Origin of the sequence: uncultured Methanobrevibacter sp. (assembly GCF_902764455.1) — an archaeon.
Lineage (GTDB): Archaea > Methanobacteriota > Methanobacteria > Methanobacteriales > Methanobacteriaceae > Methanocatella.
The window spans coordinates 1-12,010 of sequence record NZ_CACWVY010000052.1 but is presented as its reverse complement, the minus strand read 5'-3'; the positions used below and the strand labels follow the sequence as shown (position 1 = coordinate 12,010).

Below are 12,010 nucleotides of genomic sequence, written 5' to 3'. Positions count from 1 at the left end.
TAAATTCTTTGAAAATATGTTCCATCAAACCAATTATGCTCATTTGATTTTTCTGATAACATTTGGATTTTGAAAAATCAATATAAACCACTAAATAGTTGTCATCCATTTCTCGTTTTAATTTTTTAAGAAAAACAGTTTTTCCCACACCTCTTATGCCTGTCAATAATAAATCGGGGGCATGGCCTTGGCTTGTTGATTGTAGAAGGTTTTTAATGTTTATTAATTCGCTTTTTCTATTGTAAAACTCTTCATCAGTTAAATTTTGATTAGTCCCCCAAGGTAAGTCGGTCATAATTTAAGCTCCTATATGTACTACAAATTATAGTATGTTTGTTTTATAATATAAATTTTAGTATATACTATAAATTATAGTATGTTTTGGAGGTACTATAAATTTTAGTATATATTTTTTATAGTACTGCTAAATTCCAAGGATAATGTCTGTTCTTTTCTGTATTTCTCATATTTTTGAGTATATTCTTTAAAAACACTTAATTTATGCAAGTGTTTTCTTTAAATTGATTTATATTCATTTTTACTATTTCAAAGTACTTTTCTTTTTCTTCAAATATTTCATTGACAAGCTCCAGAAATTCTCTATCCACTAATCCATCATATTGGATGTTTGTTTCAGTATCTAATATTTTTTGAGTAGAAAGAATTTCCTGAAACCTTCCTTCAATTGGTGGAATGTCAATTATCCCAATAATGTCATCAAGAGTTATTTTTTTTCTTTTATTCGTCATTCAAACCCCTTTTTCCAATGCATGTATTAAATTACTTAAATATTTTTAGTGTACAATTGCTTAGATAAATCTTAATTTTAGACATTCAAAATCATTCTTCAAATCTTTCTAATAATAATTTCCAATCTTCCTTATTAAATCCTACAAGAAAGTCATGTAATTCTACAACGGATTCTATACGGTTCACTTCATCAACAAAGCACTCCCATGCAGTTACTGTGTCAAATTTTTTATATTCTTCAAAAAAATTTTTTTTCAAAGTGGTAATGAGGAGTCCATGTGAGGCATCGGATATTAATACTCCTAATCGATAAATCATATCTTCAATATCTTCTACTGTAAATTGTTTTTCAGTCATTCTATCACATCTTTTATCTGAATTTTCCATTCTTATCATGTTTACATTTTACAAAATGACAACTGCCTATCATTATACTTATTTTTACTCACATGTCATCAATCATTCAATCATCTCCATTTCCAATTCTTCGGATAAAAACCTACTCGATCAATCTGACACTTCGGACAAGACATATGAACAAGATACATATCATTTGCTTCTCCCCTATGCCTATAATTCACTACAATATTATTCATGTTACGAAACCAATCTTTCTGATTACAGGAATATCTGATTTTACTCCTCATAAGATTCCCTCTTTTTCACATAATGCCATTAATATTTCATAAGCATTATTTAAATCCTTATTCTGCTCAATCACTTTACTTAAATCATCTTGTTTTTGGAAATACATTTCAGTCAATCGTTCAATCTCTTTTTCTTGCATAATATTTTTTTGCTGTAATAAATCTATGGTTTCATTGGATTTCAGTAATTCATTTTCTTCATACAACTCATTTAACAAATTGCATACAGTACTATAATTCAATAAGTTATTGTTTTCACAAATTGGTGATTTTTTATTTTCCACATTTTCATTTAGCAATGTAAATCTTTTATTGACCATTTATATTCCTCAATAACTTTTATTTATCTATATTTTATGAATAATTCATTAATATTCTATTATTTAGAATTAATATAGTTTTTGTTTGAAATAAAATCAATTTTACTAAATAAAAGCAATTTTAAGAAGTTAGAGCAATATTACACTATCAATCAATAGTTTTAATTTTTTAAATTTTTAACAGTGTCAAAAAATTTAATTATAACTTCAAAACAAATTTTTCATTAGAGTTTCAGTGCTTGAAATAGATAAGTATCGGAACTTTTTTATAAGTTTTATACGAATTGTTCGTGTTATTTTTGGGTTTCGTTATATAAAATTAAGAGTTTTCAGTGGTCAAAATCGATAAGTATCTGAACTATTCCATTGCTTTTTCATGAACATTTTTTGAAAAACATAGCTGTTCTTGAAAAATTGATAGTCTTTTTTTTAGCAGTGATTCTATCCACTTGCTAAAAAATAATTTAAATTTTTAAATGTAAAATCATTGCATTTTTTCTATTATCTGCTACTTTCATTGAAATTTTTGTAAACAAACCTACTTTTTTATTTAAAATATTAATTGCATCTTTAAAAAAGCCTCGACATTCAATTAATTTGCAATTAGCTTTCTTTGCAAATTCATAGGGATCTTCTATATAAAAATACATTCTTGCTGATGTATTTCCTGTTCGTTTAACATAGAAATTTGTATATTTGATTCCAAATTTGTTGGTAGCATCAAATATCAACTCTGCATTTTCAAAGATATTCTTAACATCACTGAGAAACTTGAGCACATCATTTTCATGGAAGTATTGGAAGACTCCTGAAACTATCATTAATGTTGGAAAAGTGCTGTCTAATTCATCACACCAATCAAGATTGAATAAATCTCCTTTAATGAACTTTTCATTTTCTCCAACATCAATGTATTTTTCCCTTAACTCAATCACTTCAGGTAGGTCAACTTCAATAAACATTGAATTTTTTCTATTAAGTCTATAGTATGATGTTTCAAGACCAACTCCCAAATTGACAACATTGCATTTTTCATGTTTGTCGATGAAATTCTGTGCCATTTGGTCTAAATTGTAACTTCTTGCTACATTTGCTATCATGCTGTATTCTGATGATTTTTTATCAATCTGTTTATTTCTAATTAGATTTTCCATTTCTAAAGCTTTTTGGTCAAAAAAATACTCCGGAAAACTTTTTGAAACATTCACTCTCGCTGTTAGAGGAATGAATAATGTATCTTCTACTCCCTCATATTCGCTCATGTTATCACTTTTTGGCTACAACTGTCATCCATTCAACGAACTTATCTGAAAAGGACACCTTATCATAATCATCGTCGACACGGGTTTGCGAACCATCCATCTTTTTAATTATCTCTTGCTTGTTTTTGCTATCCCTTAGATAAATTGTTATATCTGAAAACTCATTATTCTTTAAAAATCCTTTGATTTCTTTATCATTATAGACAGTCATATCTATCAGACGCTCTGACAGTTTCATAATAAGATTATCAGATCCATTTGATTCCATTCCAATTAAAAATATTCCTCCTTGTTTAAGTACCCTTTTTACTTCACCAAAGCATTTTTCAATATCCGGCCAGAAATAAACAGTTTCAAATGCTGTGACTATATCAAAAATGTTATCTTCAAAAGGCAACTTTGCAACATTTCCCTCAAGAACTTTTACCTTACCGTCATAAATCTCCTGGCGGTTTACTTCTTTGGATAGTTTTACACTTTCAATGCTGTAATCAACACCGTATACCATTTTTGCCTTTTTGGCCATTCTGTTAATGTTTATTCCACCACCACAACCTATGTCCAAGACTATGTCATCGGGTTTTATGTCCAGATGTTTTAATCCCCATAGTGAAACAGGGGTGTGCTCTTTATTCATTGATTTCAATTGTATATTCCCTAATTTTCCTTTTGGTTTTCTCATATTGTCAAAAAATCCCATCAAATCACCTTCTGGATAAATCTGTTAATTTTTTTGAATAATTTGCATAATCTATTTTATAAACTGGAATTATGGGGGAGTATGAAATAATGGAGGAGGTTATTTTTAAGATTCCAATTATCAAAGCTAAAAATGGTTCCACACCAAAAGTTGGTAAAAGATTTTCATTCATAATAATCTTATGTTTTTATACTATAAATATTTAGGCATGCCTAAATTTAATTTTTTACTCATGAAAATATTCTTTTTTTTTTTGAGGATTTGGCACGAAGTCACTATTTTTTTTAATTTATTTTGTTCACAATATTGCAATTAACATATTCGATATGGCAAAAATTTAGATAAAATTAATATAATGGTAAAATGATATATTTTAATATCAATGTAAGGAGTTCAGTATTATGAATAATGATAAAATGTTGGCCCGTTTTGGAATTTCTTCAAGATTGGCTTACGGTTTAATTTTTCAAAGTATATTGGTAATATGTGTAGCTATAATCAGCATATGGGGTATTTTTGAAGTAAAATCAGGGTTTACTATTAGTTATATAACAAATATTCTTTCATTATTAGTTTGTATTTCTCTTTTAGTTTATTCTTTTTATGGTTTTAATGCAAAAAGGAATCAGGAAGCTTTTTTTATCTCTGCAGTAAGTTTATATATAATTGTAATTATATTTGGGATATTCGCCACTACAGTTGATTTTAAAAATCCTGTCGGCATGCTTAACGTGATAACATTGATTAGCATGATCTTTTTCCTTCATGAATATAGGCAAAACTATAAGGTTGCTAACTTTGCGATGTTGATAGCTATTATTTCTGCTATTATTGTATTGATATTCAATATACTGGGCGGAATGCCATGGTTTATTGCCGTTAAATATATTGTTATTCCAGTTACAATCGCTTTGACTTATTTTGAAAGAGTTCAAAGGGGTAAATACGACTTTAAAATATAGAAATGTTTTAGAGATTCAACCGGTAAAAAACTGATTTAATATGAAGGTATTATTTGAAATTCTATTTGGATGGGAGTTCAAAATTTCAAGCAATAATATTTAAGTTACATATATAAAAAAATTTTAAAGGCTTGCCAAACCAAAAAAATAGAGATAAAAAAATCTCTATTTTTTAATAATTAAATTTCCTTTTGCTATGTTTTCACCAAATTCTATGTGGAATGGGTATTTTTTACCTATTTTTAATTTTTTAACCATCTTTTGAGTTATTTTAAAGACAGCACCACCATTTTTGCTGGTTTTAATACTGTATTTTTTTTCGTCGATTTTAACATTAACAGGTTTATATTTAAAAAATAATTTAATGCTCATCTTTTTTTATATTAAATCATTATTTTGTTAAATTGCTTGTGGAGCATATGACGAGTCACAAATCACTTCAGTTTGATTAGACATATTGATCTCATTTTCTTAACTCCTGATTTTTAGTTTTTTATAGCCCAGTGCAATAGCTGTAGATAGAATTAGTATGCATATTGCAATTATCGAAGCCAACAGGTCATGCATTACCAGATCTTTAGCTAAGTAAGCGAGTAATATTATTGTCAACGGTATAAAAAACCACTGTGCAATATAAATTATGTTAATGTTGCTGCTTAATGTTGTAAAGGCTTTAATGATTGTATCCGGTAAATATTTAGCTATCCAATGGCAGAATCCAATCATTGCATGAGCATTGAGTATGCAGAATATTGCATCCAATGTGTCTAGGAAATAATATAAGTGAACATCACTTGATTCGATGCCTCCCCATAAGTTTGAGGATATAGTAAAGTATATTAAAGCGATAATTAATAAGATTGGCCAGTATTTAAAGAATTCATTTTTATCTTTTGCTCTTATGAAGTATTGTCCCCAAATATATCCTGCAATTGGAAAAATGAACCAATTGAATAATGGAAATGCTGTAAATCCTCCCAATGTGCCAATGAAGTAAGAAAAGAATAAGTTTACTAAAGGATTCCCGAAATCAGTGTCTCTTAATAGGGTTCCAATTATGGACATTACAACTGCAATGACTATTAACTTTTTATTTGAAACTTCGAACTTCTTTAAAATTCCCATTAATATAAATGATAAACCAGCAAACGCCAGAATATCAACACAAAAGAGCATCAATCCTCCAGCAATAGGAAAAACATCGCCTTTACCTAAAAGAGCCCCAGCAACAAAATGGGGGATAAAAAACTCAAACACATTTACTAAGATACCTAAAAGAAATAAACTCGCTCCTCTTTTTATCATAACATTCCATTGGCTATGCCTGGAGTATACTATGCCAACACCCATACAGAACATGAAAATAACTGCAGCATAGGGTCTTCCTAAAATTTTCATTATAATAAAACTAGAAGTAGGATTATATGTTGCATGAAAAGCACTAGCCACGTAGAAGGTATGGAGAAAAACCATGAATATGATTGATAATCCTTTGGCAATATCCAATTCAACTTGTCTGCCGGTATTAACTTTTTGTTCTGAAAACAAATTTTATGTGTTCATAATAGTAATTTATATTTAAAGTAATATTTAATGTTGAACATTTTAATATGATTTTATGATTTTAAAAAATGAAAATATTAGTTATTGCAACAGACTTTAAAAAATTTCACATGGTAAAACCATAGTGGAATTAGTTAAGGATTATAAAATTTCATACTACTGGTGATGAACATGACCTTAACTAGCCGGAAAGATGATTTTAATGGCAAAATAATAAGTATCTGAAGTTTTATACGAACTGTTGTGTTAGGTTTTGCTGTCTTAAGTAAGTATGGACAATTATAATAACAATATGCAATATAAAATATAATATTCAGTTAGGTGGGGATATTATTTTTAAAATTTCACAGAAAAAATCAACTTTAATTGTTGCTGCGGCATCCCAATTACTCATACAGTTAATTGCTAACATGACTGTTATTGCCCTGCCTGATATAGCTATTGAATTAAATTTTTCTGCTGAAGCACTTTTGTGGGTAAATATAATTTATTTAATGAGTTTTGTAGCTTTCAGTCTGCCGTTTGCCAAAATCATTTCACAGTATGGGGTTAAAAAATCCACTAAAATAAGTCTTTTATTACTGTTTTTTTCTATTCTAATCTCAGTATCTTCAATAAATGATATTATGTTTCTTTTATCCAGATTAATGCAAGGATTTTCAGCTGCTATATTGGCAATTAGCTTATATGTTATTATAATTGAAGAGTTTGAGGACAGTGAAATAGGTTCCGCATTAGGTATAGTTTCATCAACAGGGTATGTTGGATTATTAATTGCTCCAGTAATTATGGGTTTAGCAATTGTTGTATTAGATTGGAAATGGGCATTTATTATGGTGCTCCCAATAATAGCTATTCTTTTAATATTATTGAATAGAATTGACTATGAATGGGCTACAGAAAAGAAACCTGTCGATAATAAAGGTTCATTAATCTATATTGTTATGATGTGTCTAGTTACCTATGGAATCACACTATTGGATGAGTTTGGAATTGTTTTTGTAATAGTCAGCTTTATTTTATTCATAATATTAGTTAAAGTAGAAAAAAATGCTCCCGAACCAATATTTAATTTCAAGTTGCTAAAGGATGCTAAATATGTGATTGGAAATTATGCTGCTATGGTAACTTATTTCACTACAACAATTGCCATTACTGTACTCTCTCTGCATTTGCAATATATTTTAGATGTTGAAGAGATTGTAGTGAGTTTTATTCTTCTTATTGCACCAATTATCATGATATGGACGTCCGATTTTTCAGGTAGGCTTTCAAATAGGATTGATTCAAGACTAATATCTGGTGTTGCAATGATGTTCATATGCGTATCATCAGTCTTGTTTTTCTTTGTTGATTTTATATCATTTAATTTTATTTTTGTTGCATGCGCTTTACAAGGAATCGGCAATGGATTGTTTTCAGCTCCAAATAATAAATATGTTTTAACTCTTGTAGATGAAAAAGATTTACCTGATGCAAGTTCAGTTTTATCAACCAGTAAGGAATTCGGTAAAATTTTAAGTGCTGGAATTTTCGCTGTCATATTGTCCATTTTTATTGGGGACCACCAATTGGGACCTGAATATATTGATCATTTATTTATTCAGTCAGCTAACTTAATGATGTTTTTATGCATATTGTTAAATTTGTCTGCAACAATTTTACTTTTCTACAGTAAATTCAGATACGACTTTGCTCCTAATGAAAATACTGTAAGATTATTTAAACGCATTGCACCAAAATGGGCTAAAAAAAGGGTGTATGGCAAATATGACGATTGATTTTCATATATCATGCATTTAAAATCAATTTTCAGGTCAGATAGTGACGACATTAACGGAAAATTTTTTTAGATATAATATCTTAACGTTGAATCTCAAGGTTTTTCGGTAGAACTGAAAAGTATTGGAACTTTTTCACTGGTTGTTTGGATATTTGTGATATATTGATGGTGATGGTGTCAATAGCTATATCTATATAACAATATTTGGTGAAAATAAAGCTATTTTTAAAGCAGATGTAACTCTTGATGCTAAAGTATATGGAATGAAGGGAACATGGACTCTTCATTCAAAGCAAACATTGGAAAAAATAAATAACAAATGGTATATTAGTAAATGGGACAATTAAGAAGCGTTAAATGAATGAAATGTTATTAATTTCGGTCGGTTAAATTGCAATGTCAATTTATCAAAGAGTGGATTGGAAAAAGATTGAAATTGCAAGCTGTTTTAATCTTAGCAATATTGTAAAGTTAAAGAATTAATCTTTAACTTCATTAATTGTATATTCAATATTGTTTAAGCCCAATACTTCACTAACTTTGACGTTATCTTGTGAAAATGTTTTTTCAATACTTGCCATTACTTCTCTTTTGCCTTCATCTTTCATATTAACAGTAATTTTATCTCCATAATCAATTAGTAATATTTCTACAGATACATTTTGATTGTTTTCATCGAAAATCATGTTAATAAGTTTATTTAATGTTTCAGAAGATGAAGAATCAACGTTCAAACTTTCTAAATGATTAAACAGTTCAGTTTTCTCATTGTCATTTTTGCTTTTTATGGTGTAATTTCTAGTTTTTTCAATCAATCCCTTTTTAATGAAAAATATACCAGAATATTCGCTGTCCTTTCTTTCAACAATCCTAACATAACATACAACAACCAATATTGACAAAATATATCCTAACATGAATGATATCCATACACAGACGATGCCCATAAATGGATATAAGATGAATGTAAACAATAATGGTCCGAGTAATGTTGAGATGACTGAAATTATTCCTGATTCGATAGTTCTTTCTATTCCTTCATAATAAAATATCAGCATTGTTGAAAATGCCATAGGTACAAATGCCAATGAGAATAATCTAATGGCAGTTTCCACAAGTGAATCATTAGGCATCTGGTGAAGCTTAAAGAATATTAATAATATGTCTGGATATATTAATAAGATTATTGTGAAAGCTAATGAACAAAGTAATGTTACCGTAACTGATTTTCGTACAATATGATTTAAATTATAGAAATCATTCTGCGAGTAATAGATAGGAACTATAGATGATAATGTCTCTGCAAATCCTATTACTAAAATACTTATTATCAGTAATCCATTGACACATACATTGTATATATCCAAACCTATCTCTCCTAAAGCAGCACCAATAATCAAATTCATAATATAAACCAATATCACATCAAAAATTCCCATACTTGCTCCTGGAAGGCCTATCTTAATTATTTCGGCAGCTGATGTTGCCCAGGTTTTGATTTTCAATTTGGAGAAGGTAAATCTGAATGTTCTTTTTGAACTGAACAAATATTTTAGGGTACAAATAGATCCAACTATATATCCTATCAATGTTGCAAGTGATGCTCCCTCAATGCCCATATGAAAAACACCGAGGAATACATAATCTAAAATTATATTGACGATGTTTGCAATAATGATTACTGCTGAGGAAAGATTTGGCTGTCCATCTACACGGATAAATTGAGCAAACACTCCCATTATGGTCACAATTGGGAAACTAATAAACAGATATTTTCCAAATGATTTTACATAGGGTATCAAATCAGGAGACGGCGGATGCAATATTGCAATTAATGCATCTTCAAATATTACACACACTACAATAATTAAAATTGAAACTATTATTGTCGTGAGCATTGCTGTTGTGAAATAGTGATTGCTTCCATCTTCATCAAATTCTGATTTTTTATTTAGGCATAAGATTTGACCGCCCAATCCAAATAACCATTCAAATATTGAAATTAGCAATACTAAAGGTTCTAAAACCTGTAAAGCAGCTTGTCCATTGTGTCCAATAAAATTTGCCACAAAACTTGAATCGACAATTGAACTTATATTTAAAGCCATTGCTATAAGTATTGTGGGCAATAACAGTTCTTTGAATTTATGAGTTATTATTTCATTATTCATTTTATCATCTGTTTAAGCAAAATTTCATTCAAAATAGTTAAATTTATTTAAATAATCTATTAATCGTTTGAGATAGTCTTTATCAGGTTTAGGCCAATAGAATCCTAACAAATGAAGAATTTCAGTAGTTTGTTCTATTTCTACAAGATCTTCAAAGGAATCTCCTTCCTCATAATCCTCAACAGATATTTCTGCGGTAATTAAACCTTGAATATTATCATTCATGTTTTTATCGTATATCTCGTTAAATTCTTCATTGTTAACTTCTCTGATGTTATAACCATAATCATTCAATACATCAATTATATCTCCGTTAGAAATGTAATGATTATTCATGGAATGGAATATCCTACATTTTTCCGGTGTTTTAGATAATTCAAGTACGGATTTTGCAACATAATCTATTTGACTCATATCTGTCTCTTCTTTAGACATGAGTGGTGTTATAGCTTGGATGTTTTTAAATACCTTGATGTTGTTTAAGAAAGCATTTGTTTCATAATTTTTCTGGAATACGCCGTCATCATGTCTGCTCATCAGGTTTCCTACCCTTACTATTTTTACAGTTAATCCTCTAGTTGCAGCCTCTAAAACCATTCTTTCAGCTAAAAATTTACTTCCGAGATATTTATTGGTCAAATCTTGTTCATAGTATAGTGTCCTTTCGTTGTATGTCATGTCAGGATATGCTTCCTCATTTTCGCTGAATGATGAAAGAACACTGATTGTGGATATCTGTACATATTTCACGTTATTTCTGGACTCTGCAAATTTAAGCCCATTAATAACACCATCAACATTTACCTTGAAAATATAATCATCAGCAGTATAATGTTTGACAATAGCAGCACAGTTGATTATTGTGTCGATAGGACAATCTTCTAGTTTTTTGAAGTCATCAAGATTGGTAATGTCTCCTTCACTTAAAATGATTCTTGAACCGATAAGATCTGAGAAATCCTCATCGAAATAATAATTCATCAAATCAATCAGGCGGTCTTCACATGAATCGAATTTACCTTTTCTAAACATACAATATATGGTTCCTGATTCGTTTTTGATGAATTCATATAAAACATGAATTCCCAGAAAACCTGTAGCTCCGGTCAATAAAACATTTCCTAATTCCAGTTTTTCACCCTCTAAGAAGCTATCCAATGTATTTTCTTCAAGAAGCTTGTTGATTTCATCGTAATTGTAGTCTTTAATTAGCTGTATACCTTCGTATTCTATTTGGACTTCTCCAGATAAGAACTTAGCTAATTTTCTAGGGGTTTGATTGTGGAAAATATCGTCATACTTTACACTATAGTCTTGTTTTAACAATTCTATAATTAATTTTGATGCAACAAGGGATGTTCCACCTATTTCAAAGAAATTGTCTTCAGCACCAACAGTTTCAACATTCAGTACATTGGAAAATATGGAACAAATCTCCTGTTCTAATGGAGTTTCCGGTGCAACATATTTGATTTCTGCTTTTGGTTCTGGAAGCTTTTTAGTATCAGTTTTACCGTTTGGCAATTGAGGCATTTCATCAAGTTGCATAAATACTGTTGGAACCATGTATTTTGTTAATCTTTCAGTTAAATACTCTTTCAATTGATCTTTGTCAATTTCAGTACCTGCAGTATAATAAGCACATAAATGTTCGGAATTGTTTATTTTTTTGATAACGACAATGACCTGTTTTATTTCAGGGAAATTTGATATATTGGATTCGATTTCTCCAATTTCTATTCTTAGTCCTCTGAGTTTGATTTGGTTGTCTATTCTTCCTTTGATGTCAATTTCACCATTTGGAAGTTCGATTGCATAGTCTCCGCTTCTGTAGTATGGGATGTCGTTTATT

At 29.4% G+C, this 12,010-nt stretch carries 14 protein-coding genes; 3 read left to right on the top strand and 11 right to left on the bottom strand.

Annotated features, from left to right (window positions below; genetic code table 11):
* The 3 genes from QZU75_RS11615 to QZU75_RS11605 all read right to left on the bottom strand — a co-directional run.
* The coding region (locus tag QZU75_RS11615) for an ATP-binding protein (protein ID WP_296883917.1) at positions 1 to 295 on the bottom strand (295 nt) is incomplete at its 3' end.
* Between the two features lie 199 nt (positions 296 to 494).
* The gene (locus tag QZU75_RS11610; protein ID WP_296883916.1) at positions 495 to 749 is read right to left on the bottom strand and encodes a hypothetical protein; all 255 of its coding nucleotides are present in this window, start codon (positions 747 to 749) and stop codon (positions 495 to 497) included.
* A 91-nt stretch (positions 750 to 840) separates the two neighbouring features.
* Positions 841 to 1,146, bottom strand: coding sequence for a hypothetical protein (locus QZU75_RS11605; protein WP_296883914.1), 306 nt, complete (start codon positions 1,144 to 1,146; stop codon positions 841 to 843).
* A gap of 16 nt (positions 1,147 to 1,162) precedes the next feature.
* Between QZU75_RS11605 and QZU75_RS11600 the strand changes: the two genes are divergently transcribed.
* Positions 1,163 to 1,384 carry a hypothetical protein gene (locus tag QZU75_RS11600; protein WP_296883913.1) on the top strand — a complete coding sequence of 74 codons (222 nt, stop codon included), beginning with the start codon at positions 1,163 to 1,165 and terminating at the stop codon, positions 1,382 to 1,384.
* Between the two features lie 9 nt (positions 1,385 to 1,393).
* Here QZU75_RS11600 and QZU75_RS11595 read toward each other — a convergent pair whose 3' ends face one another.
* The 4 genes from QZU75_RS11595 to QZU75_RS11580 all read right to left on the bottom strand — a co-directional run bounded on the left by QZU75_RS11595 (position 1,394) and on the right by QZU75_RS11580 (position 3,851).
* Positions 1,394 to 1,717, bottom strand: a complete 324-nt coding sequence (locus QZU75_RS11595) for a hypothetical protein (protein WP_296883911.1) — start codon at positions 1,715 to 1,717, stop codon at positions 1,394 to 1,396.
* Positions 1,718 to 2,181: 464 nt separating this feature from the next.
* Positions 2,182 to 2,979 carry a class I SAM-dependent methyltransferase gene (locus tag QZU75_RS11590; protein WP_296883909.1) on the bottom strand — a complete coding sequence of 266 codons (798 nt, stop codon included), beginning with the start codon at positions 2,977 to 2,979 and terminating at the stop codon, positions 2,182 to 2,184.
* A gap of 4 nt (positions 2,980 to 2,983) precedes the next feature.
* A complete protein-coding gene (locus QZU75_RS11585; RefSeq protein WP_296883908.1) occupies positions 2,984 to 3,679 on the bottom strand; it encodes a class I SAM-dependent methyltransferase in 696 nt (231 codons plus the stop codon).
* Between the two features lie 4 nt (positions 3,680 to 3,683).
* On the bottom strand, positions 3,684 to 3,851 hold the full coding sequence (locus QZU75_RS11580; RefSeq protein ID WP_296883906.1) for a hypothetical protein: 168 nt from the start codon (positions 3,849 to 3,851) through the stop codon (positions 3,684 to 3,686).
* Positions 3,852 to 4,080: 229 nt separating this feature from the next.
* Between QZU75_RS11580 and QZU75_RS11575 the strand changes: the two genes are divergently transcribed.
* Positions 4,081 to 4,641 (top strand): hypothetical protein, encoded by a 561-nt coding sequence (locus QZU75_RS11575; RefSeq protein ID WP_296883905.1) that lies wholly within the window; start codon positions 4,081 to 4,083, stop codon positions 4,639 to 4,641.
* A gap of 165 nt (positions 4,642 to 4,806) precedes the next feature.
* Here the strand turns inward: QZU75_RS11575 and QZU75_RS11570 are convergent, their stop codons facing one another.
* Both QZU75_RS11570 and QZU75_RS11565 read right to left on the bottom strand, forming a co-directional pair.
* On the bottom strand, positions 4,807 to 5,013 hold the full coding sequence (locus QZU75_RS11570) for a hypothetical protein (RefSeq protein WP_296883904.1): 207 nt from the start codon (positions 5,011 to 5,013) through the stop codon (positions 4,807 to 4,809).
* A 99-nt stretch (positions 5,014 to 5,112) separates the two neighbouring features.
* The gene (locus QZU75_RS11565) at positions 5,113 to 6,147 is read right to left on the bottom strand and encodes a heparan-alpha-glucosaminide N-acetyltransferase domain-containing protein (RefSeq protein WP_296883920.1); all 1,035 of its coding nucleotides are present in this window, start codon (positions 6,145 to 6,147) and stop codon (positions 5,113 to 5,115) included.
* A gap of 335 nt (positions 6,148 to 6,482) precedes the next feature.
* On the opposite strand from QZU75_RS11565, the gene QZU75_RS11560 reads away from it, so the two are divergent.
* Positions 6,483 to 7,985 carry an MFS transporter gene (locus tag QZU75_RS11560; protein ID WP_363139656.1) on the top strand — a complete coding sequence of 501 codons (1,503 nt, stop codon included), beginning with the start codon at positions 6,483 to 6,485 and terminating at the stop codon, positions 7,983 to 7,985.
* Positions 7,986 to 8,466: 481 nt separating this feature from the next.
* Here QZU75_RS11560 and QZU75_RS11555 read toward each other — a convergent pair whose 3' ends face one another.
* Positions 8,467 to 10,158 carry an MATE family efflux transporter gene (locus tag QZU75_RS11555; RefSeq protein ID WP_296883903.1) on the bottom strand — a complete coding sequence of 564 codons (1,692 nt, stop codon included), beginning with the start codon at positions 10,156 to 10,158 and terminating at the stop codon, positions 8,467 to 8,469.
* 24 nt (positions 10,159 to 10,182) lie between these two features.
* Positions 10,183 to 12,010 (bottom strand): SDR family oxidoreductase (locus QZU75_RS11550; RefSeq protein WP_296883902.1); only part of this gene is annotated, 1,828 nt, incomplete at its 5' end.